The following is a 25,102-nucleotide window of genomic DNA, read 5'->3' on the forward strand; positions in this document are numbered from 1 at the left end:
TGGCGTAGAGAGTGCGAGGGGGTCGCCTTCAGGACTTCGTCGCGCCGGCCGTCAGCCCGGACACGAGGTGCCGCTGGACGAAGCCGAAGATCACCGCCGCGGGGACCGCGACGATCACGGCCGATGCCGTCAGCGAGCCCCAGTCGCTGGTGTACTGGTTGACGAAGGTCTGCAGACCGCCCGCGAGGGTGAGGTTCTCCTCGCCCGTCATGAAGGCGGAGGCGTACGCGACTTCGGCCCAGCCGGTGATGAAGCTGTAGAAGCCGGTGACGGCGAGACCGGGCTTGGCCAGCGGCATGATGAGCCGCCAGAACGTGCCGAACGGGTTGAGCCCGTCGACGCGCCCCGCCTCGTCGATCTCCACCGGGATGGTGTCGAAGTACCCCTTCATCATCCAGGCGCAGAACGGCACGGCGATCGTCAGATACGTGACGACCAGGCCCATCGGCTGATTGAGCAGGCCCAGGTTGGCGAGGAGGTTGTAGAGCGGCACGATGAGCACCGCGACGGGGAACATCTGGGTGATCAGGAGCAGCCACATCAGCGGGCGCATGCCCGGGAACTTGAAGCGGCTGACCGCGTATCCGGTGGTCGCGGAGATGAAGACGCCGATCACCGTGGTGAGTCCGACGACGAGCAGGGAGTTGCCGACCCAGCTCAGGAACTCGGTGTCGTTGACGACGTGGTCGTAGTTGCCGAGCGTGAAGTCCTTCACCAGGTCGGTGGAGAAGGCCTCGCTCTGCGGCTTGAACGAGGTGATGAGCAGCCACAGCGGGGGCAGGATCGCCACCGCGGAGGCGATCAGCAGGGTCACGTGCAGGCCCACGGAGGCCAGCGGCCCGCGCTCGCCGCGCGGCCTGACCTTCACTTTCGTGGTACGTGAAGTGGACATGGAGGTCACCACACCTCTCCCTGCTTGCGGAGCGCACGGCGGTAGACCACCGCGAAGAGTGAGAGCAGCACGAGGATGATCACGCCCCAGGCCGCGGATCCCGCGAAGTCACGGGGGCTCACGACGAACGAGAGCCGATAGGCGTACGTCACCAGGATCTCGGTGGCGTCGCCGGGACCGCCCCGGGTGAGCAGGAAGATCACCGGGAACATGTTGAAGGTCCAGATGCCGCTGATCAGGATGACCGTGCTGCTGACGGAGCGCAGACCGGGCAGCGTGATGTGCCGGAAGCGCTGCCAGGCGTTCGCGCCGTCCATCTCCGCGGCCTCGTACAGCTCGCCGGGAATGGACTGCAGCCCGCCGAGCATGGCGACCAGCATGAACGGGACGCCGAGCCAGACGTTGACGGTGATCACCGAGATCTTGGCCCAGGTGGGGTCGTTGAGCCACGGGATCGCGTCGATGCCGCCGCCGGCCAGGATCTTGTTGAGGATGCCGCTCTTCTCGTTGAAGATCAGCCGCCAGGTGAAGACGGAGACGAAGGCCGGCACCGCCCACGGCAGGATCAGCGCCATCCGGTAGAAGGAGCGCCCCGCGAGCTTGCGGTTGAGCATGTTCGCCAGGATCAGGCCGATCCCGAAGGACAGCGCGACGCAGGAGACCGTCCAGACGACGGTCCAGGTCAGCCGGTCCCAGAAGACGCCGTCCTGGAGGACGGCGGTGTAGTTGTCCAGGCCGACCGACTCGTACGTCGCCGGGATGTGGTTGACGCCGATGGTGCGCTCGACGTTCGCCTCGTTGGCGTCGGTCGTGGACAGATACAGGCCGCGCACCAGCGGATAGCCGATGATCACGCCGATGACGGCGACCACGGGGGCGACCATGGCCCACGCGTACCAGTGCGTGGACAGTGCCCTGCGCAGGCGTCCGGGATTCTTGCCGGCCGGGTCGTTCTTGCCGGTCCGGGGGCCGCGGCCGCGGACGCTCCGGGCGTCCGCGGCCTTGGTCACCGGCTGGCTGCTGCCAACAGCCATTTACTTGTAGTCCTTCAGGAGCTTGCGGTAGGCGTCACCGACGCCCTTGGCGCCGTCCTCGGGCGAGGTCTTGCCGCTGAGCACCTTGCCCATCTGGAGCCGGATCGGCTCGAAGAGGGCGTTGGCCTCGGGGATCCACGGCCGCTCCACCGACTTGTCCACGGCCGGCTTGAAGAACTGCACCATCTGGTTGTCCTTGACGGACTTCACGTCGTAGACGGAGGTGCGGGTCGGCAGCAGGCTGAGCTTCTCGGTCGTCTGCTGCTGGACCTTGGCGGAGCTCATGTACTTGATGAACTCGTAGCTCGCGTCGAGGTTCTTGGAGCCCGCGTAGGCCGCGAGGTTCCAGCCGCCCTGCGGGGCCGCCTGCCGGTCGCTGCCGCCGGGGACGGGCGCGACGCCGAGGTTGTCCTTGTCGCCCTTGAACTCCTTGCCCTGCAGGGCGCCCTCGATGGACCAGGGGCCGTCGAGCGCCATCGCGACGTCGCCGTCCTTGAAGGCGTTGAGCTGGTTGTTGTAGCCGTCGCTCGCGTCGGTGGTCGCCGCCTTGGAGTCGACCAGGTCCTTCATGACCTCGAAGGCCGCGGCGCCCTGCGGGTCGTCGACGGTGACCTTCTTGTTCTTGGTGTCGAGGAGGTCGCCGCCCTCTCCGTAGAGGTACGGGAGGTAGTAGTACGGGTCGTCGCCGCGCAGGTAGAGACCGGTCTTGCCGGACTTCGACTTGATCTTCTTGGCGGCGCTCTTCACCTCGTCGAAGGTCTTGGGCGCCTCGACGCCGGCCTCCTTGAGCATCTTCTTGTTGTAGAAGAGCGCCAGGGTGTCGATGGTCTGCGGGGCCGCGTACGTCTTGCCCTTGAACTTGGTGCTCGCGGCGGCCTGCGGGAGGTAGTCGCCCGCGTTGTCCAGCGCGGGGGTGCCCTCCAGCGGGGCGAGGTAGCCGAGGTTGGCGAAGTCCGCGACCCAGGCGACCTCGGTGCGCATCACGTCCGGGGCCCCGGAGTTGCCGCCCGCGGCGTTCTTGAACTTGGCGTTGGCCTCGCCGAACGCGACGCTCACATAGTTGACCTTGACGCCGGGGTGCAGGTCCTCGAAGCCCTTGGCGAGCTTCTCGTAGGTCCCCTTCTCCGCGTCGTTCGAGGTGTCCCAGAAGGTGACGGTGCCGGACAGCTTGCCCGACCCCTTGTTCCCGCTGTCACCGTCGTCGCCACCGCACGCCGCCGCCGTCAAGGTCAGGGCCGCGACCAGCGCGGTGGCTCCTATGCCACGCCGCATGTGAACTCCTTCAACTGAACCCGAGGACAAGGGGAGACGGGACCCCGACGAGAGGTGTCTCCTACGAGCCGCACTGGACGCGGCGCCGGGTTGCCACGGAACGTAACAGGATTGAAAAGCCGCCGAAAGACCTTGCGGGAAATTTCTGCAAGGCCTGGTGATCGTTACCGCCGCGTGTCCTGAAGGTTGCCGACACGCCGCTTGACAGGCCCTTTGGCGCGCACCGGCCGCGGACAGGGCCCTGCAAGCGGCTTGCAGAAGCGGCACTTTCTGCAAGATTCGGCAGGCTGTGGGCAATCGGGCAGCCGACCGGTACAGTCCCGTCCATGACCGCACGGCTCGTCGACATCGCAGCGCAGGCAGGGGTCAGCGAAGCGACCGTGAGCCGGGTACTGAACGGCAAGCCCGGAGTCGCCGCGGCCACCCGTGAATCCGTCCTGGCCGCGCTCGACGTACTCGGCTTCGAGCGCCCCACGCGACTGCGCCACCGCAGCAGCGCGGGCCTGATCGGCCTGATCACACCCGAGCTGGACAACCCGATCTTCCCCGCGCTCGCCCAGGTCATCGCGCAGGCCCTGACCCGCCAGGGCTACACCCCGGTCCTCGCCACCCAGACGCCCGGCGGCTCCACCGAGGACGAGCTCACCGACATGCTGGTGGACCGGGGCGTCTGCGGGATCATCTTCGTCTCGGGGCTGCACGCCGACACCACCGCCGACATGGAGCGCTACGAGGTGCTGCGGGGCAAGGGCGTGCCATTCGTCCTCGTCAACGGCTTCTCGCCCAAGGTGCAGGCCCCCTTCATCTCCACGGACGACCGCGCCGCGGCCAAGCTCGCCGTCACGCACCTCGCCTCGCTCGGCCACACCCGCATCGGCCTTGCCGTCGGCCCGAAGCGCTTCGTGCCGGTCCTGCGCAAGATCGAGGGCTTCCAGATCGGCATGCGCGAACGCCTCGGGATGTCGCCCGCGGACTCGGAGCGGCTGATCGAGCACTCCCTCTACACGCTGGAGGGCGGCCAGGCGGCGGCGGGCACCTTGATCGGCCGTGGGTGTACGGCGATCGTGTGCGCCAGCGACATGATGGCCCTCGGCGCCGTCCGGGCCGCCAGAGAGCGGGACTTGGCGGTGCCACGGGACATCTCGGTGGTGGGGTACGACGATTCGCCGCTCATAGCGTTCACGGACCCCCCGCTGACCACGATCCGCCAGCCCGTCCAGGCCATGGGCCAGGCCGCGGTCCGTACGCTCCTGGAGGAGATCGGCGGTACACCGGCCCCGCACAGCGAGTTCGTCTTCATGCCGGAACTGGTCGTGCGGGATTCCACGGCGTCGGGGCGGCAGGACAACCGCCCTTCCTGAGGCGGCCGGTGACGGACCGTCACTCTCCGTCTGCGGCCCGGCACATCCCTGCAAGCCGATGACGGCTCTTGCAGAAAATCTTGACGTGTTCCTGCGCAGGAGGCAGGCTCTGCCGCGAAATCCCCCCACGACAGCCTGGCGCGTGGCTGTCTTCGTGGGCACCTGGCGTGCCCGTTCTCCGAAGGAGCCGCATCCATGCACCACCGATTCCGCCTGTTGGGCGGGGCGTCGGCCGGAATACTCGCCGCGGCCGGCCTCGCCACGTTCGCGCCCTGGCAGTCGCAGGCGACACCCCCCGGCGAGAAGACCGTCACGGCCACCATGTTCGAGCGCCCGTTCAAGGACGTGGCCACGGCCTGCACCGACCAGCTCGGCCCGGCCGGTTACGGCTATGTCGAGGTGTCACCCGCCACCGAGCACATCCAGGGCGGCCAGTGGTGGACCTCGTACCAGCCCGTCAGTTACAAGATCGCCGGCCGGCTCGGTGACCGCGACGCGTTCGCCGGCATGGTCGAGGCCTGCCACAAGGCGGGCGTCAAGGTCATCGCGGACGCCGTCATCAACCACATGGCGGCCGGTTCGGGCACCGGCACGGGCGGCACGGCGTACACGAAGTACGGCTACCCCGGCCTCTTCCAGGACGGGGACTTCCACACCTGCCGGACGAACATCAACGACTACACCAACCGCGACAACGTACAGAACTGCGAACTCGTCGGCCTCGCCGACCTCGACACCGGCAGCGACACGGTCCGCACCAAGATCGCCGACTACCTCAGCGATCTGCGCTCGCTGGGCGTGGACGGCTTCCGCATCGACGCCGCCAAGCACATGGCCGCCGACGACATCGCCGCCATCAAGGGCAAGATGAGCGACCCCGGCTACTGGGTGACGGAGGTCATCCACGGCAACGGGGAGGCGGTCCAGCCCGACGAGTACACCGGCATCGGGGACGTCGACGAGTTCCGCTACGGCGGTCACCTCAAGAGCGCCTTCCAGGGCGGCTCCATCGCCCAGCTGAAGTCCGTCGCGGACGGCAAGCTGGGCAGCGGCTCGGCCCGTACGTTCGTCGACAACTGGGACACCGAGCGCAACGGCTCGACGCTCACCTACAAGGACGGCGCGAGCTACACCCTGGCCAACGTCTTCATGCTCGCCTCGCCCTACGGCTCGCCCAACGTGTACTCCGGCTACGAGTGGTCCGACAAGGACGCGGGCCCGCCGAGCGGCGCCGACGGCTGGACCGGCACCCACGCCCAGCAGGCGATCACCGGCATGGTCGGCTTCCGCAACGCGGTGGGCTCCGCCGAACTGACCGACTGGTGGGACAACGGAGGCAGCGCGATCGCCTTCGGCCGGGGCGACAAGGGGTTCGTCGCCCTCAACAACGGCGACGGCGAGCTGACGCAGACCTTCGCGACGTCCCTGCCCGGCGGCACGTACTGCAACGTCGCCAAGGCATCCCCGGACAGCTGTGACGGCAACACCGTCAACGTCGGCGACGACGGCAAGGTCGAGGCCAAGCTGCCCGCCCGCGGCGCCCTCGCCCTGCACGCCGGGGCTCGGACAGACTGACCGCGCGCGTCGTGCGGGTGCCGCCCCGAGCGGGGCGGCACCCGCACGACCACGGCCGGGCCCACACGGAGGAGCAGACGCCATGCCATCGGTGACGACCGACATCCGCACGAGCAGAGTCCTGTACGGCTGCATGGGCCTCGGCGGCTCCTGGGACACCACGGCGCACACCACCGAGGACATCGCGCACGCCGAGGCGGCGGTCGAGGCCGCGCTCGCCGCCGGCATCACGGCGTTCGACCACGCCGACATCTACCGGCACGGCAAGTCCGAGGCCGTCTTCGGCGAGGTGCTCGCCAGGGCGCCGGGGCTGCGCGAGCGGATCGTCCTGCAGACCAAGTGCGGCATCCGGCTCGCCGACGCCGACCGCCCCGGCCGGTACGACCTGCGGGCGGCGACCATCGTCGAGCGCGTCGAGCAGAGCCTCACCCGGCTCCGCACCGACGTCATCGACGTACTCCTCCTGCACCGCCCCGACCCGCTGACCGGCCCCGAAGAGATCGCGAAGGCGCTCGCCTCGCTGCACGGGCAGGGCCTGGTCCGGCAGTTCGGCGTGTCCAACATGAGCGCCGCGCAGATCGGCGCCCTCCAGACGCGGCTCGACGTACCGCTGGTCGTCGACCAGCTGGAGATGAGCCTGGCGAGCCGGGACTGGGTGGAGTCGGGCGTGCTCCTGAACACCCCGGCCGCCGCGGGCAACGGCTTCCCCCACGGCACGATCGAATACTGCACGGCCAACAAGCTCCGGCTCCAGGCCTGGGGAGCGCTCGCGCGCGGCCGCTACAGCGGCGGCGCCGACTCACCGGCAGCACGCCTCGTCGCCGACCTCGCCGAGCGGAAGGAGACGACTCCGGAGACGATCCTCCTGTGGTGGCTCCAGCGCCATCCCGCGCGGATCGCGCCCGTCGTCGGCACCAGCCGCCCCGAACGCATCCTCGCCTGCCGCGACGCGATGCACCGGGAGCCGGACCTCACACACGAGGAGTGGTACGACCTGTGGGTGACGGCCCGCGGAGAGCCGCTTCCCTAGGCCCCGCCTCTAAGCCCCGCCTCCCCGATGAGGCTCGGCTCCGGGATTGGTCCCTCTCCCCGATTCGGTCCCGCGCACGTGCCCGCTCGCGCCCGTCCCCCTAGGCTGAAACACGCGGGGGAGCACCGACCGGACGCCACGCACGGCACCGAGGAGGAACGGCATGCCCATCGCCACGGTCAGCCCCGCCACCGGTGAGACGCTCGAGACCTTCGAGCCGCTCACACCGGCGGAGATCGAGCACCGCCTCGCGGCGGCCGACGCAGCGTACGCCCGTCATCGTCTGACCGACTTCGCGGAGCGCGCCCGGCTCCTGAACCGGGCCGCGGACCTCCTGGAGGAGGACATCCCGTCGATCGCCCGCACCATGACGACGGAGATGGGCAAGCCGGTCAAGGCGGCGCGGGCCGAGGCGGCCAAGTGCGTCAAGGCCATGCGCTGGTACGCGGAGCACGCGCAGGAGCAGCTCGCCGACGAGCACCCCGCGCAGGCCGACGTCGCGGACTCCGGCGCCGCCCGCGCGGTCGTCCGCTACCGCCCGATCGGCCCCGTGCTCGCGGTCATGCCGTGGAACTTCCCGCTCTGGCAGGTCGTACGGTTCGCGGCACCCGCGCTGATGGCGGGCAACGTCGGCCTGCTCAAGCATGCGTCGAACGTGCCCCGCACGGCCCTCTACCTGGAGGACCTCTTCCTGCGCGCCGGCTTCCCCGAGGGCTGCTTCCAGACGCTGCTCGTCGGCGCGGACGCCGTGGAGGGCATCCTGCGCGATTCTCGGGTGGCGGCGGCGACCCTCACCGGAAGCGAGCCCGCGGGCCGTTCGGTGGCTTCCGTCGCGGGCGACGAGATCAAGAAGACGGTCCTCGAACTGGGCGGCAGCGACCCCTACTTGGTGCTGCCGAGCGCGGACATCGACGCCGCGGCCAAGGTCGCGGTGACCGCCCGCGTGCAGAACAACGGGCAGTCCTGCATCGCGGCCAAGCGCTTCATCGTGCACGCCGACGTGTACGACGCGTTCCGTGAGCGATTCGTCGCCGGTATGCGGGAGTTGACGGTCGGCGACCCGATGGACGAGGACACCGACGTCGGCCCGCTCTCCACCGAGAAGGGCCGCGCCGATTTGGAGGAACTCGTGGACGACGCGCTGGGCCACGGTGCCACGGCCCTGTGCGGCGGGCAGCGCCCCAAGGAGCAGGAGCGGGGCTGGTACTACTCCCCCACCGTCCTCGCGGACATCACCCCGCAGATGCGCATCCACCTGGAGGAGGCGTTCGGCCCGGTGGCCACCCTCTACCGCGTGGCCAACCTCGACGAGGCGGTACTCCTCGCCAACGCGACACCGTTCGGCCTCAGTTCCAATGTGTGGACGCGGGACGAGGACGAGGTGGCCCGGTGCGCCCGGGACATCCAGGCGGGCGGCGTCTTCTTCAACGGCATGACGGCGTCCCACCCCGGCCTGCCCTTCGGCGGCGCCAAACGCTCAGGGTACGGACGGGAGTTGTCGGGCCACGGCATCAGGGAGTTCTGCAATCCGACGACGGTCTGGTACGGCCCCGCCAAGGACTGACGGTCCAGCAGCCGGTCCGTGTCCGGCATCAGCGCCCGGACCTTCTCAGGCGGGTCGGACGACGTCCAGCCGTTCGGGCGCCGGGTCGTATCCAGCGGCCGTGTAGGTGGCGACGGCGGCGGCGTTCGAGCTCGGGGTGGCGACGAGTGCGCTGGACGCGCCCATCTCGCGCAGCGCCGCCGCGGCGGCGACGCTGATCGCCGTGCCGTGGCCGCGACCGCGATGGTCGGCGTGCACACCCATCGGCTCCAGCAGGCCTGGCTTGCCGGGCCCGGCCGACCAGACCGTCGCCGCGGCCACCGCGTTGTCCTGGTCGTCGTAGCCGATCAGGCAGCGGGCGTCGGCGTAGAGCGGCCCGGCCGCCAGGACGTGCCAGACCTCCTCGGTGAACATCGGGCTGCCGAACGCCGAGCGGTGCACCGCGGTCCGCGTCCCCGCCGTCTGTGGACCGGCCACCTCGATCCGCAGGCCGCAGTCCTGCACCGGCTCGGACAGGTCGCGGCGCAGCGGCGTCCACGGCTCGTCCAGATGCCAGCCGGCCGCCACGAGGGTCTCGCGCAGCAGGGCACCGTCGGGGATCTCAAGACCGACCTTCCCGGGCGGCAGGACCCCGCGCTCCGGATCCTCCAGGTCCATCAGCATCTGACGCGCCAGAGCCTCGTCCTGTCGCAGGTCCGGCGCCGTCGTCAGCCGCAGCACATCAGGACCGTCCAGGTAACCGACGGCGATGATCCGCCCGTCCACACTCCAGGTACGGACGGCAGCGGCCAGCCTCTCCGCGCCCAGCGCCCAGGCCCAGCCGAGGTCTCCCGGATGCAGTTGCAGCGGCGTCCGGTCGTCCTGCCATGTGCGGAGCGCGTCCACAACCCCGGTCAGCCCGTCGACACCGGGCTCGTCCAAAACGATCGTCATGCCCCGCATCCCACACCATCGCCTCAACCGGCCGCACCTGGTTTTCACTTGACCGGTCAGCTCGGCACGACACGCCCCGGTCAGACCTGTCCTGTACGTCAGTCGTCGGCGCCCTTCCCGATGTACAGCTCGGCGAAGGCGGTCGCCGCGGTCGGTGAGCCGAGCGTTCTGCGCAGGCGGGCGCCCGCGGTGCCCGCCTTGAAGGGATCGCCGGACGAGGCGCCGTGCAGGACGTCGGCGAACCACTGGGAGAACTCCTGGTACTGCCACACCCGTGGCAGCGCCGCCGCCGAGTAGCCGCGAAGCCCGCTGTCGTCGCCGTCCCTGGTGTACGCCACGAGGGCGTCGCCCAAGAGCAGGGCGTCGTGCAGCGCGAGGTTCATGCCCTTGGCGGCGATCGGCGCCGCGAGGTGGGCGGCGTCGCCCGCCAGGTACAGCCGCCCGTACGCCATGGGCTCCACCACGTAGTTGTGCATGTCGAGGACCCGCTTCTCGATGAGCCGCCCCTCGGTGAGCGGCGGGGCGCCCGCGGCGGCGAGCCGGGCGTGCAGCTCGTCCCAGACCCGTTCGTCGGGCCAGTTCGCCGGGTCGTCGCCCGGCGGGCACTCCAGGTAGTAGCGGGTGATCTCGGGGCTGCGCGCCATATGGGCGGCGAACCCGCGCGCGTGCAGGCCGAAGACGACGCAGTCCGAAGACGGCGGCGCCTCGGCCAGCAGGGCGAGCCAGCCGATCCCGTAGTCGTGCCGCGCGACGCTCACGCTCCCCGCGGGAACGCTTGCGCGCGTGACGCCGCGCGCGCCGTCGCAGCCCGCGACGGCAGCGCACTCGATCCGCACCCGCGCGCCCGTCTCCGGGTCCGTGTACGACACCGAGGGCCGCTCCGACGCGATGCCGTCGAGCACGACGTCGCGTACGCCGAAACGAATGTCGCCGCCCGCGCGGTCGGCGTACGCCCGCACCAGGTCGGTCACCAACAGCGGCTGCGGATAGACGAAATGGCGGTGCCCCGACAGTTCGGCGTACCGGAAGCGATGACGTTCGCCCGCGCTGCGGAACTCGCACTCGCTGTGCGCCTGCGCGTGCTCCAGGAGCCGGTCGGCGAGCCCGCGCTCGGCGAGGGCCCGCACCGCCCACTCCTCCAAGAAGCCCGCGCGGGGCCGCTGTTCGATGAACTCCCTGCTCTCCGTCTCCAGCACCACGCAGTCCACGGAAGCGGCACGCAGGATGTTGGCGACGGTGAGCCCGGCGGGCCCCGCGCCCACGACGACGACAGTCATTCGAACATTATGGAGCCGCCTGCGGTCTGACGCCGCCGCCGTCCGCTACGGCCGGCAGGTCAGATCGCGTTCCGGCAGCTTGCCGGTGTCCAGGTAGGTGTTGACCCGGCGGTCCGTGCAGGCGTTGCCGTAGTCGGAGTAGACGCCGTGCTGCAGGGCGCCCGGCAGGGTGATCAGGCGGGACTTGGACCACTGGGCGCGCATCCGGCGGGCCCCGGCGTAGGTGGTGCGGGTGTCGCCGGTGGCGTTGACCAGCAGGGCCGGTACGTCGTTGTCGATGACGGTCGGCGCCTCGGCCGGACGGTCCCAGAACTCGCAGGCGTTGATGTCGTGCGTCAACGGGGCCGCGAAGGGTGCGGTGTCGCGGGCGGCTTCGATGTCGCGCCAGTAGCTGTCGGTGCCCCGGCGGGTCGCGACGTCCCCGCACAGGATGGCGGCCTGCACGCTGCCCTGCTGCGAACCGGCGCCGGTCGTCATGGCCTCCAGGAACCCGGCGAGCACCTCGCCCGGCTCCACGGGTTCGCGGTCGGCGGCGCGGGCGAGCGTCCGCGCCTCGGCGGCCAGCTCCGCGCGGCGGTCGTCGCGGTCGCCGCCGAGGCCCGCGAAGTAGACGAGCGGCACGACGTGTTCGTCGACGCTGAACTTCCCTACGCTCAGGGGCTTTTCGGCGGCGGCCGACTGAGTACGGCGCACGCTGGCCAGCACTTCCTTGGTGGTGTCACCGAGGCCGTAGGTCTTGTCGCGGGCGGCCGTCCAGGCCGCCCAGGCGTGCAGCGCCCGCTCGTTGGCACCCGTGGCGTCGGCGAGCAGCGTCTGCTTGTACCGGGCGGGGTCGATGACGCCGTCGAGCACCATGCGGTCGGTGCGCCCGGGGAACAGCTTCGTGTAGACCTCGCCGAGGTAACTGCCGTACGAATAGCCCAAGTAGGAGATCCGCTCGGCGCCGAGCGCGGCCCGGACGACGTCCATGTCACGGGCCGTGTTGCGGGTGGAGACGTGGGGCAGTACGTCGCCGTTCGTGCGGCGGCACCGCTCGGCGAGGTCGCGCTGCCGGGCGACGGTGCGCCGGTACGAGGCCTTGTCGTCACCGGCGGAGACGATCATCGAGCCGACGTCCCAGCCGCAGTCCAGCGGCGTGGATCGGCCCACGAATCGCGGGTCCATGCCGATCAGGTCGTACTTCCCGGCGACCTTTCCCATGGTCTCGCCGACGGTGAGCGGCATGTCGAGGCTGGGGCCGCCGGGTCCGCCGTTGTTGAGGAGCAGGGGGCCGACGCGGTGGGCGCGGTCGGTGGCGCGGAGGCGGGAGACGGCGACGGTGAGGGTGCGGCCGCCGGGGTCGGTGTAGTCGAGGGGCACGGTCAGGTCGGCGCACCGCGCGCCGGCGTCGTCGAGCTTGCGTCCGGTGGTGTCGTCGGGTCCGCGTGCGCAGTCGTGCCAGTCGATGCTCTGCCCGTAGTACCGGCCGAGCCCCGAAGGCGCCGTATCGTCGTCAGCTGTCGCCGAGGGCAGCGTCGCCGCGCCCACGGCCGCCAACGCGGCACCGACCACTGCTGCCCGTCTGCATGAATTCATCCGCATACCGCGCACGGTAGGCCGCGAGCAGCCTCCGTCTCGCTCCGGCCAGCCCCCGTTTCCGCCCTGTGGCCAGCCCCAGCAGGTGGCGCCCAGGTAGCCCGTGCTAGGCGCGCTCGGCGCTCAACATCGCGGCGACCATCAGGGTCAAGTCCGCCTGGTGGGCGCGGACTTCGACAGGGTGCGGGCGGCCGGACTGCACCTGTCTGGCCCGGTCGGCGAACGCCGCGCCCACCGTCATCACCATCAGCTCCACCCGCTCCCTGGCCAGCGCCTCCGGCAGTCCCGTTGCGTCGGCGATCTGGTCCTCGACGAGGCCGAACAGCCGCCACAGGGTGCTGCCTTGCAGGGCCGCGTGCGGTACACCGTCGCGGAAACCCGTCTCGTGAGCGAGCTGGGACACGATACGCAGGCAGTACAGGCCGCTCTCGTGGGCGAGTTCGGACGCCTCGGCCTCGACGTACGCGGCGACCAGGGCCGGCAGATCGTCGCGGCCGTCGCGCTGCCGCGCCGCCAGGGCCGGCGCGAGGACGGCGTCGACCCGCTGCCGGTGCCGCGTGACGATCGTACGCAGCAGCCCTTCGCGCGACCCGAAGTGGTAATGCAGGGCAGAGGAATTGGCCTGGCCCGCGCCTTCGGTGATCTCCCTGATGCGGGTCCCGTCGACGCCACGCTCGGCGAACAGCCGCTCCGCCGCGCGCAGCAGCAGTTCGCGTGTCCCGGTCGCGTCCGGTTCCGTCGCCGCTCTTGTCATCTCACGCACAGGGCGATAGTAATCCACCTCATTAATCCACTTCATTAATCGACTCCATTAGCGTCGAGAGGCAGCGTGATGGTGCGACTTGGACTGATGGCCCCGATGGCCGACGGGCTCGTCACCGACGGCGGATTCCTCCGGGACTTCGCCGGGACCCTGGAGGAATGCGGGGTCGAATCGGTGTGGACCGTCGAGCACGTGGCCGTCGCGGAAGACTACGAACCGCTGTACCCGTACTCGGACAACGGCCGGATGCCGGGCCCCAGCGGCACGGTCCCCATGCCCGACCCGCTGGAGACCATCGCGTTCCTCGCCGGCGCATCCCGCACCCTGCGCTTCGGCACCGCGATGGTCGTCGCCCCGCTGCACAGCCCCGTGGTCCTCGCCAAACGCGCGGCGACCATCGACCGGCACTCGGCCGGACGGCTGATGCTGGGACTCGGCATCGGCTGGCAGAAGGAGGAGTACGCGGCCGTCGGCGCCCCGTACAGCGCGCGCGGCGCCCGCCTCGAGGAGTGCGTCGGCGCGATGCGCGCCCTGTGGTCGCAGTCTCCCGCGAGCTACCGCGGCTCGTACGTCTCCTTCGAGCGGCTGCACTGCCTGCCGCGGCCGGAGTCCGGTGCCGTACCCGTGGTGCTCGGCGGCAACAGCGAGCCGGCGGTGCGGCGCGCGGGCCGGATCGCCGACGGCTGGTTCCCGTACACGCTCGGTCCGGAGGAATTCGCCCGGAGCGCCGAGCTGTTGTGGGAGTCCGCGCGCGGGGAAGGACGGGGCGATGACGCCGTGGAGTTCACGGCGTGGCCCGGCTCCTGCGATCCAGAGCGGCAGTGGGACCCCGACTGGGTGCGCGGCTACGTCGCCGCGGGAGCGTCCCGGATCGTCCTCCACCCCCGTACGCACGGGCCCGGCGGACTGCTCGGCCCGCGCGGTCTCGACGCCCTGCGCGACGAGATCGGCCGGTTCCGCGCCGACGTACTGGAGAAGCTGTGAGCGGCCGGGGCACCGAGGTGCACATCCTCGACCGCGTCGTCCTGGCGGGAGACCGGGTCGAGCCCTGGCTGGCGGAGTTCCGCGCCCGCTACCTCCCCGGAGCCCGCGAGCGCGGCATGACGGTGAGCCGGCTGTGGCGCTCGCACACCGGTCGCGACACGGTCGCCGTCCAGATCCTGTGGTCGCTGCCGGGAGTGCCCTCGTTCTACGCGATGCGCGGCATGACGGCGCGGGATCCGCGGCCCGCCGCCTTCTGGTCGTGGACCGACGACCTCGCCGTCACCCGCGAACGCCGCGTCCTGGAGCCGTTGGAGACGTGGGAGGCAACAGAACTATCAGAGACATCGGAGAAATCGGAGACATGGGAGCGGATCGTATGACGCGCTGGACCTCCTTGGTCGCGGCCGGAGGTGCAAACACCCTGACGGATGCCGCCGCCCGGCCCGGCGTCCGGGCCTCCTCCGCGGGGCCCGACCTGGAGGGCTCGTTCGGCGGGCTCGGCCTCAGCTGGGACCTGACGTCCGACCGCACCCCCGCTGACGTACTCACCGCGTCGACGGCCGGTCCCCCAGCTCCGGCCGTCGACGCCGTGGCCCTGCTCCCCGTCGCCTGCCGCCGCGTCCTGTTCGACGGCCCACGCGTCAAACGCACCTTGCTGCTCACCGTCCGGCCGGGTACGCCGGCCGAGGTCGTCGCCCGCTTCGAGGCGGACCTCGCCGCGATGCCCGAGCACATCACGACGATCCGCTCCTGGGCGCTGAGCAAGGTGGACCAGACGGTGTCCCCGTCGTCCTGGACGCATGCGTGGGAGCAGGAGTACGCGGACGTGGAGGGCCTGAACGGCGCGTATCTGCGCCACCCCTATCACTGGACGCACGTCGACCGCTGGTTCGACCCCGAGATGCCGGACTCGATCGTGGCCCCGAAACTGGCCCACGTCTTCCGTCGGGCGCAGGGGCCGGTCCTTTGACGGTTGCCCGACCATGGACGGATCAGGTGACGGATGCCAGATGACAGATGACAGATCTTGAAGTCTGTCGTCTGGCACGGTTTCTACTGCCCGACCCGTCCGTCCACACACTCCCGCAACAGATCCGCGTGCCCGCAGTGCCGGGCGTACTCGTCGATCCGGTGCACCATCAGCTCTCGTACGGCGATCGCGTCCTTGCCCAACCGCACGCCCAGGTCCGGGTGCTCGGCGAGGGCCGCGTCCGTCGCCGCCTGTTCCCGCTCCAGGTCCGCGTACGCGGCGTCGACCACGGCCTGGTCGGCGACCGCCCCGTCGAAGTCCGCGTCCCGCTTGCCGTACAGCTTGGGCAGCGGATCGGCGTCGGTGATCCAGTTGCGCCAGTCCCGCTCCACCTCGGCGAGGTGCCGCACCAGGCCGAGCAGCGACATGGTCGACGGCGGCACCGAGCGGCGCGCCAGCTGCTCCGCGTCCAGTCCTTCGCACTTCATCCGCAGGGTCAGGCGGTAGTTCACCAGGAAGTCCTGCAGCGTGGCGAGCTCACCGTCCGGACTGGTGCTGTCGCTGTCGCGGGGGTCGTCGTCCGGGTCCATCCACATGTCGGGGTAGACGGTCGCCTTGGTCCATCGCTCGGGGTGATCACTCATACGCCCCATGGTGGTCGGTGCGGGCGCGCGCCCGCCAGTGAGTTTAGGCGCCGGGCCCGCGCCCTCTCCGGGCGCGGACCACGGACCGGCGCGGACCACGGACCGGCGTCACATTTCCGCGGCGCCCGCCTTGATCGCCTCGCGGATGCGGGCGTACGTGCCGCAGCGGCAGATGTTGCGGATGCCGTCGAGGTCGGTGTCGTCGATCTCTCGCCCCTCCTCCGCCGCCCGGCGCACGAGGGCGACGGCCGCCATGATCTGGCCCGGCTGGCAGTAGCCGCACTGGGCCACGTCGTGGGCGAGCCATGCCCGCTGCATGGGGTGCAGGTCCGCGCGCACCGTCGCCGGGAGTCCTTCGATCGTGGTGACCTCGTCGGACGGCCTCAGCTCTCCCACCGGGATCGCGCAGGGGTTGACCGCCTTGCCGTTCAGGTGGCTGGTGCACGCCTTGCAGACGTTGATGCCGCAGCCGTACTTGGGTCCGGTGACGCCCAGGATGTCGCGCAGGACCCACAACAGCCGTACGTCGTTGGCGACTTCGACGGTGATTTGCTCGCCGTTGAGGCGGAACGTGTGCTCGGGCACGGGGGCTCCTCGGGTCAGGGGGTGCCTCAGCGGGCGGGGGTGCCTCAGCGGGCGTGGTCCAGGCCGTCCGTCGGGGACGGCGGGATCGGCGGGACCGTCGGCTTGGGTTCGAAGGAGAGCGTGCCGTGGTTGATCGGGAAGGTGGTGGGCATCGTTCCCGTCGCGCGACCGTACGCGCAGGCGACCGCCGCCATCGACGCGGCGACGCCCAACTCCCCCGCCCCGCCCGGCTTTTCGCCGGTATTCGGCATGACGATGACGTCCAGCTCGGGCGGTGTGTTCCACTGCCGGGTGTAGAAGTAGTTGTCCCAGCTGGCCTCCAGGAAGTGCCCGTCGCGCAGATGCAGGCTGGAGGTCAGGGCGAGCGCGATGCCGTCCATGGCGCAGCCCGTCATCTGGGCCTCCAGGCCGCGGGGGTTGACGGTGAACCCGGCGTCCACGGCGCACACGATCCGGGTGACCCGCGGCCCGGCGACCCCGTCGCGGATCGGCCGGTCGACGGTCTCGGGGCGGCAGTCGATCTCCGCGAGGACCGCGCTGACCGAGTGGTATTCGGAGTGGAAGGCGATGCCCTGCGCCATGCCCTCCGGCATGGCGCGGCCCCAGCGCCCGGCCTCCGCGACCTTCTCCAGGACCGCCGTCGCTCGCTCGTCCTTGAGGAAGTCGCGTCGGAAGCGGTAGGGGTCCTTGCCCATCTTCGACGCCAGTCGGTCGATGAGCAGCTCTCTGGCGCAGGTGGCGTCGGGAGAGTAGACGCCCCGCATGCTGCCGGTGTTGAAGCTCTTGTCGGTCTCGTTCAGGAGTCTGCTGGTGGCTCCGAAGTCGTACGGCATCGACTGGGACAGCTGGAAGAACGTCTCGGAGAATCCGAGGCCGGCCACCGGCAGCTTCGCGGCCAGGGCGGTGAAGATCTCCCCGAAGCCGTGGCTGAGGTCGGTGGCCACGCTGGTGTGCCGCTGCTTGTAGCTGAGGACAGTGTTGCCGAGGTAGGTGATGCGTACTCGGGACGTGGCCATGGGATGGGTGCGGCCCTGGCGGGAGTCGTCGGCCCGGTGCCACATCAGCTTGACCGGTTTGCCGATCTTCCGGGAGATCTCGACGGCTTCCAGCGCGGCGTCGAAGAACAGCCTGCGTCCGAAGGAGCCGCCGCCTTCGGTGACATGGACGGTGACCGCGCCGAGCGGCAGTCCCAGTTTGGCGGCGATCGTCTCCTGGGCGACGATCGGCGCCTTCAGGCTGGACCAGATCTCGGCGCGGTCGGGCCGCACGTCGGCGATGGCGCAGTTGGGCTCCAGCGCGCTGTTGCTGCGGAAGTGGAAGGTGAATCCGCCCTCCACGCTTGGCGTCAACGGCGGGATTCCGAGCGGCAGTTCGGCGTCCGCCAGCTGCTTCAGAACGGTCTCGTCGGACTTGTTTTCCGCGCTGCCCGCCCGCCATGACACGCGCAGTGCGCGTACGCCGTCGATGCACTGGCCGAAGGTCCGCGCGCGGACTGCCACTCCCGTCGAGATCACGGCGACGTCGGTGACGCCCGGCATGGCGCGCACCTCATCGGCGTTGGCGACCGATCCGACCTTGCCGTTGATTGTCGGCGGCCGGCACACCATGGTGGGCGCGGCGTCCGGCACGGCGAGGTCCATCGCGTACTTCTTGCGTCCGGTGACCGCGTCGAGCGCGTCGACGCGGCCCCGTGGTGTGCCGATGACGGTGAACTGTCCTGCGGGCTTGAGTTCCGCGGCGACCTGCCGGGTGTGGCCGGCCGCGGCCTTCTCGGCGAGCGCTCCGATGCCGACGGTCTTGCCTGAGGGGCCGGTGACGACGCCGTCCTTGAGGGTGAGTTCGGCGACGGCCGCGCCGAGTTCGGCCGACGCCGCCCGGAGCAGTCGTCCGCGTGCGACGGCGGCGGCGACCCGTACCGGGGTGTAGGTCGCGACGGTCGTGTTGGACCCGCCGGTGAGCTGGTTGAAGACCAGTTCCGGCCGTGCGTCGGCCAGGGTGACGCGCACCCGGTCGAGCGGTACGTCCATCTCCTCGGCGATCAGCATCGCCGTGGAGGTGGTGATGCCCTGTCCCACCTCGGCCCGTGGCAGCGCGAAGGACACCGTGCCGTCCTGGTCGACCCGGACGGTGATCAGGGCGGAGGTCGGCAGGGCGGCGGCGGTCATCACGTCGTTGAGGTCGACCAGTTCCGTGATGTCGGCCGAGGGGACGTGGGCTCCGGCGTGTGGGGCGGATCCGAGTTCCGCCGCGGTCACGAGGGTCGGCGCCGCCAGTACGTATCCGAGGAAGCGGCGCCTGCCCGGGCCCGGGCGGCCCTCGGCGGAAGGCGGCCGGGGTTCAGCGTCGTTCATCGGGCGCACCGCGCGACGGACGGTTCATGTCCGGGATGTCGATGGCGATCGGCCGCCCCTCGGAGAGGAAGGCCAGGACGAACTTGCGCAGCCCCTCCTCCAGCGTCCAGGCGACCTCGGGAACGGCGGGCACCGGGATCAGTTTCTCGCGGAAGGCCACGAGGAGCGGCCAGGCGGTCGCGACCAGCGGTTTCAGGATCGGCTCCTTGGACAGGCCGATCATGTCGCCGACCCGGTCGCCGAGCGTGTACCGGGAGAAGGCGCTGACCAGGGGGCTCGTGAGACCGCCGTCGAGTTCGGCCACGATGTCGAGCAGCACCTCGGTGAGCGCCTCGCCTTCCGGCGTACTGGCCAGGATCGGGTCGAGGACCTGTTTCGACTGGGCGTTCGCCGCCTCCCAACTGGCGGGGATGTATTCGTCCTTGACTCCGAGCATGGCGGCGCTGACCTGCCAGACGTGCAGATACGCGGCCGAGTCGGCGGAGTTGACGACGACGCCCCACTCCTTGAGCTTGCGCATGACGAACGTGGCCAGGCTGTGCCAGGTGACCAGGATGTCGGCCTGGCTGATCGGGATCTTCTGGCCGCCGCTGGTCTGGGACCAGGCCGGGGACTGCGGCAGCAGGTGGCGTACCGCCGCGTGCACGAGGCGCGTCTTGACCGCCGTCACGATCATCGAGCCCTGCGGCCGGTAGGCGTCCAGGTCCCCGATGTCGTAACCGAGTCTCGCGGTCTTGGCGATGCGGTCCTTCATGTCCGCGCCGCCCTTGGAGTAGTAGACGGCGCGCGCCTCCCGGGGGATGGCGGTGCTCATCAGACCGCTGCCGAGGCCGTACAGGGTTCCCACGTAGAGCCCTTTGGTCTTGCTGAACTGTGCGCCCCGGTCGAGCTTCGCCTTGTCCGCCCAGGTGGGCAGCCTGCGGGCGTGCTCCATCAACTCCCTCAGATCGCGCGGGAGTCCGTCGGGCAGGGGCTGGTCGTTGCGGGTCCACTGCTTGAGGAGTTCGTTCACCTTGGGTACGTCGCCCCGGTCGAGGACGGCGGCGAGGACCGGGTCGGCGTCCTCGTCCCACACCCATTCGGGGTCGACCCCGGCTCCCTTGCCCGCGACCGATCCGCTGGGTGCCCAGGTCCACAAGGCGCGCGCACCGGCCGGACTCGCCGCGCCGAGCGCCCCGAAGGCCCCCAGGGCGCCACCCGTCAACAACATCTTGCGCCTGCTGAAGCCGTCCGTGCCGTAACCGTTCATTGCTCTGCCTCCTTCTGCGGAACGTCAGTTGGATGCGGGCCTGTTGGTGTCGGGAATCTCGATCCAGGTGCCCCGGCCCTTGGTGAGGTAGAAGAGGATGTACTGGCGGGCCGCCTCGTCGATCGTCCAGGCGAGCGGCGGCACCATCGGCAGCGGGATCAACTTCTCGCGGAAGGCCACGAGTTTCGGCCAGACCGTCTCCAGCGTCTGCTCCCAGAACGGCTCGGCGGGGATGCCGTCCATGTCGGCGATGCGGTCGCCGACCAGGAACCGGGCGAGCGCGTTGCACAGCGGGCGGCCGATGCCTCCGGGGCTGGTCTGCTCGGCGAGCTGGCCGAGCAGGATGTCCGTCAGCTCCACGCCTTCCCTGGTGGAGGCGAGGATCGGGTCGAGGACCTGCTCGGACTGGGAGTTGGCCGCTTCCCAGCTCGCGGGGATGTACTCGTCGCGGACGCCGAGCATGTGGGCGGTGACCTGCCACAGATGCAGATAGGCCGCCGAGTCGGCGGCCGGCATCGGGACCTTCCACTCCAGGAGCTTCTGCATGGTGTAGGTGGGCAGGCTGTGCCAGGTGACCAGGATGTCGGCCTGGCTGATCGGGATCTTCTGGCCGCCGCTGGTCTGGGACCAGGCCGGGGACTTGGGCAGCAGATGCCGCACCGCCGCGTGCACCATCCGGGTCTTGACGGCCTGCACGATGACGTCGCCGTCGGGCCGGTACGCGTTCAGGTCGCCGACGGCGAAGCCGAGCAGGCTCGTCTTGGCGACGCGGTCCTCCATGTCGGCGCCGCCCTTGGAGTAGTAGACGGCCCGTGCCTCCCTGGGGATGGCGGTGCTCAGCATGCCGCCGCCGACGCCGTTGAGGAGATTGAGGTAGAAGCCCCGGGACTCGTTGAACTTCGCGGCGGTCTCCAGCTTGTCGCGCTCCGCCCAGGACGGCAGTTGCAGCGCCTGCTCCATGAACTCGCGTACGTCTCGCGGGAGTCCGGCCGGCGGTGCCTGGTCGTTGCGGGTCCAGGTGCGCAGCTCTTCGTTGACCTTGGGCACGTCGCCGCGGTCGATGACGGCGGCCATCAGCCGGTCGGCCTCCTCGTCCCACACCCATTCCGGGTCGGCTCCGGCTCCCTTGCCGGCGACCGATCCGCTGGGCGCCCAGGTCCACGGAGACCGCGCGCCGGCCGGACTCGCCGCACCGAGCGCCCCGAAGGCCCCCAGGGCGCCACCCGCCATCAACATCTTGCGCCTGCTGAGTCCGTCCATTGCCCTGAACTCCTCCTCGAGTCCTGTAGCCCTGTGGTCCTGCAGCCTCTTTGATACGATGAAACACGTTGAGCATCCCTGTATCACCAGGGGAGCACAGACCCGGCGTGAACGCCAGAGGCTTCACGCAATCAGGGAGGCAGTTGTGGAACCTGGCCTGTCGGACCTCACGGGACCCTCCGGCTCCCCCTCCGTCCTTGAACTCGCTTTCAGCGACGCCGTCGAAGGCGCCGACCCCGAGGACGACGTGTCGGTGCGGCTGCTCGACGCCGCGTACGAGCAGTTCTGCCGCATGGGGATCAAGCGCTCCACCATGGCCGACGTGGCGCGGATCGCGGGGGTCTCCCGGATCACCGTCTACCGCCGGTTCGCCACGAAGGAGGCGCTCGTCGAACAGGTCGTACGCCGTGAGTTCCGGCGGTACTTCGACCGGTTCGTCGTCGAGATCCAGGAGGCCGAGACCGTTGCCGACCGGGTCGTCCTCGGCTTCGTCGGCTCACTGCGCGCCATCCGCCACAACCGGCTCATCGGCGGCCTGCTGGCGGTGGAGCCGGACGCCGTCGTGCCGTCGATGACCGTCGACGGGGGCCGCACCCTCTCGGTGGTCCAGCAGTTCGTCGCGGACCGGCTCCGCCGTGAGCAGCAGTCCGGCCATGTCTCGGCCGAGGTGGACGTGGCGGTCGTGGCGGAGATGATGGCCCGTGTCTCCGCCTCGTTCCTGGTCGTCCCCAGTCATGTCATCGACCTCGACGACGACGAGCAAGTACGGGCGGTGGCCCGCCAGTTCCTGGTCCCGATGCTCGAACCGCCGCGCTCCACACCCGTGTAGCCGAACGTCCCGACTCCCGCCCGAGGAAAGAGGAACGTCATGCCCCGAGTCCTGTCCGACGAGCGCCGCGACCTGGTCAAGGCGATAGCCGGCTTCTGCCGCCGCGAGTGCGGCACCAAGGAACAGCGGGACAAGCTGACGGCCGACGGCCGGGAGCACCACAATCAGCGGCTGTACGAGAAGATGGCGGCGCTCGGCTGGCTGGGCATCGCCGTCCCGGAGGAGTACGGCGGCGCGGGGCTCGGCATGGTGGACCTCTGCCTGTTCCTCCAGGAGACGTCCTACGGGCGGGCGCCCATCAGCGGTTTCAGCACCACGATCATCGCCGCGGCGGCGTACGAGAGGTTCGGCACCGAGGAGCAGCGGCGCACCGTCCTCGAAGGCGTGACCAGGGGGCGGGTCGAGGCCATCTCGATGTCCGAGCCGGGCGCGGGCTCGGACGTGGGCGCGCTGGCCTGCCGGGCCGAGCGGACCTCGGGCGGCTATGTGGTCAACGGGCAGAAGACGTGGTGCTCGAATGCGCATTTCGCGGACCATGTGCTGCTGATCGCGCGAACGGGGCGGGGCACGTCTGGTGCGGCCGGCACGTCTGGTGCGGCCGGCACGTCCAGCACGTCCGGCTCATCCGGTGCCTCCAAGCACGAGGGGCTCACCCAGTTCATGGTGCCGACGGACGCCGCGGGGCTGCGGATCCGGGGCATCGACACGATGGGCGGCAAGGAGGTCAACGACCTCTACTTCACGGACTGCTTCGTGCCGGACTCGGCGGTCGTCGGCACGCCCGGCCAGGCGTGGACCCAGCTGATGGCGGGCCTGAACCTGGAGCGGATGATCCTGGCCGCGCTGATGCTGGGGGTGGCCCGGCGGGCGTTCGACGACACCGTGACGTATGTGAGGCAGCGCGAACAATTCGGCCGGCCGATCGGCTCCTTCCAGGCGCTCAGGCACCGCATCGCGGACATGGCCACCGAGTTGGAGTGCGCCCGGCTGCTGCTCGACGACGTCGCCGCCGCGATCGACGCCGAGCCGGACCGCGTCTTCGCCCGCGAGGCGTCGATGGCGAAGCTCAAGTGCACGGAACTCGCCAAGCACGTGACCCTGGAGGGCATGCAGATGCTGGGCGGCTACGGCTATGCCACGGAGTACGGCATGGAGGCGCTGCTGCGCCAGACCGTCGTATCCACCGTGTACGGCGGCACGAGCGAGATCCAGCGCGACATCATCGGCAAGACGTACGGGCTGTAGCGGGTCGCCGGGGGCGGATCAGCCACGCTGCTCCCGGTGGACGCTGACGGCGTACCCGCCGCCCTCGTAGGGATGGGCGTCCCACGTGGCGAATCGGTCGACGAGGGCGAGGCCCGCCGCGTCGCAGCAGGCGTCGTACTCGGCCAGGGTGATGGTGGGCGGCACCGGAAGGTGCGCCTCGTCCAGGCCGAAGCCCGCGACCAGGAGGCCGCCCGGACGCAGCACCGAGGCCAGACGGCCGACCACCGCTGCCTCGGTGCCCGCGGCGAGGAGCGGGAAGATGTTCCCGGCGGCGACCACGAGATCGAAGCCCTCGGCAAGCTGCGGTTCGGCGGGATCGAGCGCAGCCAAGTCCGCCTGGATCCAGGGCAGTTCGGGCGCCTGCCGCCGCGCCACGGCCAGCATGGAGGCGTCAAGGTCGACGCCGACACAGTCGTACCCGAGTTCCGCCAGCCGGATCATGACCCGGCCGGTCCCGCACCCGGCGTCCAGCACGCGCGCGCCCACGGGCACCAGCGCGGCACACAGTCGCGCCTCGCCGTGCATGTCCTTGCCGGTTTCGGCCAGGTCGGCGAAGCGGGCCGCGTAGTCTTCCCCGGCCGTCCCGCCGGTCAGCTCTTCCCAACGACTCATGAGGGACAGGGTGCCTCATCACACCGGGCCCGGCGGTCTCAGGGGTACTGACGGCGGGTCCGGCCCGGTTCACGCACCGTCCCCATCGGCACCCTGGGCCGCTGCCCGGCGCACCGCACAGTGGGTCGCGCAATCACCGAATCGTGTGCGGTCGGCGCTCGGACACCCATCTGCGTGATCGAACAGTTGCCGCCTCCAGTCGGCGCAAGCCCGAGGCGCCACATCCGCACATCCGCTCGAAGAATTCGCTCTTACCGCCCCCGTACGTGTTCCATCCGGGGCCGTTAGTCCGAGCACCTGTCCGAGCTTCACGTCAACGAGGAGGCGCAGTGCACCACGGCATGCAACGCACCGACGCTCAGCGGAACTTCGAACAGAGCGAACGCCTCCGCCCTCCCGGACCCACCGTGCCGGTGCGCTACAAGAGCACGGTCGACGTTCTCGTCCTGCTGCACCGGCCGGACGGCCGAGTCCTCCTGCTCCGCCGGGCCGAGCCGTCGTACGCGAAGCAACTCACCATTGTGGGCGGACATCTCGACCGCGGCGAGTGGTTCGAGGACGGTGCGTGCCGCGAGGTACGCGAGGAAGTCGGGGTGGGTGTCGAGCCGGACGATCTGTGGCTCTGCTGTACCGCGCACTTGCTCTCCCCTGATGGTGAGCGCCGCATCACCTTGTTGTTCACCACGCAGTCCTGGAGCGGCGAGCCCTTCAACGCCGAGCCGGACCGGCACACGGAGCTGGTTTGGGCCGAACCGGGTGAACCCCCGCTCGACGCCCACCCCTTCACCCGCGCCCTGCTGACGCACTTCGTCGCCGGCGACCCGCGCGCCAACATCCACATGACCGCCGCCACTGAGCCGGGCGGTACGTGATCCATCGGCGAATCCCCGTGCCCGGCCTCGCCCGCGGAGGAGAATCGGTGGCTGTCACCCCGAACTTGGTCGGTGCCCGACTGGTCCTCCGGGCAAGGCACTGGGCGGGCGAGCCGCAGCTCATGGAGCCGGACAAGCACAGCGCCTGGGCCTGACGGCCGAAGAGCGCGCTGCCCGGCCCGATCGTCCCGTACACCAGAGCCGCGCTTGACTGAGTCTCCGCCG

General features: G+C 70.3%; 23 protein-coding genes. 10 read left to right on the forward strand and 13 right to left on the reverse strand.

Annotated elements, in window-relative coordinates; genetic code table 11:
- Positions 1-28: 28 nt before the first annotated feature.
- Genes ACIBKX_RS25760 through ACIBKX_RS25770 form a run of 3 tightly spaced genes read right to left on the reverse strand, consistent with a single transcriptional unit; the run spans position 29 to position 3,198 of the window.
- A complete protein-coding gene (locus ACIBKX_RS25760) occupies positions 29-892 on the reverse strand; it encodes a carbohydrate ABC transporter permease (protein ID WP_363276468.1) in 864 nt (287 codons plus the stop codon).
- A gap of 5 nt (positions 893-897) precedes the next feature.
- Positions 898-1,926 carry a sugar ABC transporter permease gene (locus tag ACIBKX_RS25765; RefSeq protein ID WP_363276467.1) on the reverse strand — a complete coding sequence of 343 codons (1,029 nt, stop codon included), beginning with the start codon at positions 1,924-1,926 and terminating at the stop codon, positions 898-900.
- Entirely contained in the window at positions 1,927-3,198 is a 1,272-nt protein-coding gene (locus ACIBKX_RS25770) for an extracellular solute-binding protein (protein WP_363276466.1), read from the reverse strand.
- Between the two features lie 326 nt (positions 3,199-3,524).
- Between ACIBKX_RS25770 and ACIBKX_RS25775 the strand changes: the two genes are divergently transcribed.
- The 4 genes from ACIBKX_RS25775 (at position 3,525) to ACIBKX_RS25790 (ending at position 8,728) form a co-directional block, all read left to right on the forward strand.
- Positions 3,525-4,559: a LacI family DNA-binding transcriptional regulator gene (locus ACIBKX_RS25775; protein WP_363276465.1), complete on the forward strand. Its 1,035-nt coding sequence runs from the start codon at positions 3,525-3,527 to the stop codon at positions 4,557-4,559.
- Between the two features lie 195 nt (positions 4,560-4,754).
- Positions 4,755-6,134 (forward strand): alpha-amylase family protein, encoded by a 1,380-nt coding sequence (locus ACIBKX_RS25780; protein WP_363276464.1) that lies wholly within the window; start codon positions 4,755-4,757, stop codon positions 6,132-6,134.
- Positions 6,135-6,216: 82 nt separating this feature from the next.
- Positions 6,217-7,164 (forward strand): aldo/keto reductase, encoded by a 948-nt coding sequence (locus ACIBKX_RS25785; RefSeq protein ID WP_363276463.1) that lies wholly within the window; start codon positions 6,217-6,219, stop codon positions 7,162-7,164.
- 163 nt (positions 7,165-7,327) lie between these two features.
- Complete coding sequence (locus ACIBKX_RS25790) at positions 7,328-8,728, forward strand: NADP-dependent succinic semialdehyde dehydrogenase (RefSeq protein ID WP_363276462.1); 1,401 nt, start codon at positions 7,328-7,330, stop codon at positions 8,726-8,728.
- A 45-nt stretch (positions 8,729-8,773) separates the two neighbouring features.
- Here ACIBKX_RS25790 and ACIBKX_RS25795 read toward each other — a convergent pair whose 3' ends face one another.
- The 4 genes from ACIBKX_RS25795 to ACIBKX_RS25810 form a co-directional block, all read right to left on the reverse strand.
- Entirely contained in the window at positions 8,774-9,640 is an 867-nt protein-coding gene (locus tag ACIBKX_RS25795; protein ID WP_363276461.1) for a GNAT family N-acetyltransferase, read from the reverse strand.
- Between the two features lie 98 nt (positions 9,641-9,738).
- The gene (locus ACIBKX_RS25800) at positions 9,739-10,917 is read right to left on the reverse strand and encodes a 4-hydroxybenzoate 3-monooxygenase (protein WP_363276460.1); all 1,179 of its coding nucleotides are present in this window, start codon (positions 10,915-10,917) and stop codon (positions 9,739-9,741) included.
- 45 nt (positions 10,918-10,962) lie between these two features.
- Positions 10,963-12,492 carry an alpha/beta fold hydrolase gene (locus ACIBKX_RS25805; RefSeq protein WP_399376129.1) on the reverse strand — a complete coding sequence of 510 codons (1,530 nt, stop codon included), beginning with the start codon at positions 12,490-12,492 and terminating at the stop codon, positions 10,963-10,965.
- Between the two features lie 106 nt (positions 12,493-12,598).
- Positions 12,599-13,246, reverse strand: a complete 648-nt coding sequence (locus tag ACIBKX_RS25810; protein WP_363276493.1) for a helix-turn-helix domain-containing protein — start codon at positions 13,244-13,246, stop codon at positions 12,599-12,601.
- A 78-nt stretch (positions 13,247-13,324) separates the two neighbouring features.
- Between ACIBKX_RS25810 and ACIBKX_RS25815 the strand changes: the two genes are divergently transcribed.
- From ACIBKX_RS25815 to ACIBKX_RS25825, 3 genes are read left to right on the forward strand one after another with little or no spacing between them, the layout of a single operon-like run.
- Positions 13,325-14,239, forward strand: a complete 915-nt coding sequence (locus ACIBKX_RS25815; RefSeq protein ID WP_363276458.1) for an LLM class F420-dependent oxidoreductase — start codon at positions 13,325-13,327, stop codon at positions 14,237-14,239.
- The gene (locus ACIBKX_RS25820; protein WP_363276457.1) at positions 14,236-14,619 is read left to right on the forward strand and encodes a hypothetical protein; all 384 of its coding nucleotides are present in this window, start codon (positions 14,236-14,238) and stop codon (positions 14,617-14,619) included. Before ACIBKX_RS25815 ends, ACIBKX_RS25820 begins: the two co-directional genes overlap by 4 nt.
- Entirely contained in the window at positions 14,616-15,209 is a 594-nt protein-coding gene (locus ACIBKX_RS25825) for a Dabb family protein (RefSeq protein ID WP_363276456.1), read from the forward strand. The genes ACIBKX_RS25820 and ACIBKX_RS25825 overlap by 4 nt, the downstream gene beginning before the upstream one ends.
- Before the next feature lie 83 nt (positions 15,210-15,292).
- On the opposite strand, the gene ACIBKX_RS25830 is transcribed toward ACIBKX_RS25825, so the two are convergent.
- From ACIBKX_RS25830 to ACIBKX_RS25850, 5 genes are all read right to left on the reverse strand, one after another.
- Positions 15,293-15,862: a DinB family protein gene (locus ACIBKX_RS25830; RefSeq protein ID WP_363276455.1), complete on the reverse strand. Its 570-nt coding sequence runs from the start codon at positions 15,860-15,862 to the stop codon at positions 15,293-15,295.
- 99 nt (positions 15,863-15,961) lie between these two features.
- Positions 15,962-16,438: a (2Fe-2S)-binding protein gene (locus ACIBKX_RS25835; protein ID WP_363276454.1), complete on the reverse strand. Its 477-nt coding sequence runs from the start codon at positions 16,436-16,438 to the stop codon at positions 15,962-15,964.
- Between the two features lie 44 nt (positions 16,439-16,482).
- Positions 16,483-18,789: a molybdopterin cofactor-binding domain-containing protein gene (locus ACIBKX_RS25840; RefSeq protein ID WP_363276453.1), complete on the reverse strand. Its 2,307-nt coding sequence runs from the start codon at positions 18,787-18,789 to the stop codon at positions 16,483-16,485.
- Entirely contained in the window at positions 18,776-20,038 is a 1,263-nt protein-coding gene (locus ACIBKX_RS25845; protein WP_363276452.1) for an oxygenase MpaB family protein, read from the reverse strand. The genes ACIBKX_RS25840 and ACIBKX_RS25845 overlap by 14 nt, the downstream gene beginning before the upstream one ends.
- Positions 20,039-20,062: 24 nt before the next feature.
- Positions 20,063-21,298 carry an oxygenase MpaB family protein gene (locus tag ACIBKX_RS25850; protein ID WP_363276451.1) on the reverse strand — a complete coding sequence of 412 codons (1,236 nt, stop codon included), beginning with the start codon at positions 21,296-21,298 and terminating at the stop codon, positions 20,063-20,065.
- A 145-nt stretch (positions 21,299-21,443) separates the two neighbouring features.
- On the opposite strand from ACIBKX_RS25850, the gene ACIBKX_RS25855 reads away from it, so the two are divergent.
- Positions 21,444-22,127 (forward strand): TetR/AcrR family transcriptional regulator, encoded by a 684-nt coding sequence (locus ACIBKX_RS25855; protein WP_363276450.1) that lies wholly within the window; start codon positions 21,444-21,446, stop codon positions 22,125-22,127.
- A gap of 39 nt (positions 22,128-22,166) precedes the next feature.
- Entirely contained in the window at positions 22,167-23,372 is a 1,206-nt protein-coding gene (locus ACIBKX_RS25860; RefSeq protein WP_363276449.1) for an acyl-CoA dehydrogenase family protein, read from the forward strand.
- A gap of 18 nt (positions 23,373-23,390) precedes the next feature.
- Here the strand turns inward: ACIBKX_RS25860 and ACIBKX_RS25865 are convergent, their stop codons facing one another.
- Entirely contained in the window at positions 23,391-24,005 is a 615-nt protein-coding gene (locus ACIBKX_RS25865; protein WP_363276448.1) for a class I SAM-dependent methyltransferase, read from the reverse strand.
- Between the two features lie 329 nt (positions 24,006-24,334).
- Between ACIBKX_RS25865 and ACIBKX_RS25870 the strand changes: the two genes are divergently transcribed.
- The gene (locus ACIBKX_RS25870; protein WP_399376134.1) at positions 24,335-24,877 is read left to right on the forward strand and encodes an NUDIX domain-containing protein; all 543 of its coding nucleotides are present in this window, start codon (positions 24,335-24,337) and stop codon (positions 24,875-24,877) included.
- The last annotated feature ends 225 nt before the right edge of the window (positions 24,878-25,102 follow it).

The sequence above is a fragment of the Streptomyces sp. NPDC050658 genome, from assembly GCF_044457025.1.
GTDB lineage: Bacteria > Actinomycetota > Actinomycetes > Streptomycetales > Streptomycetaceae > Streptomyces.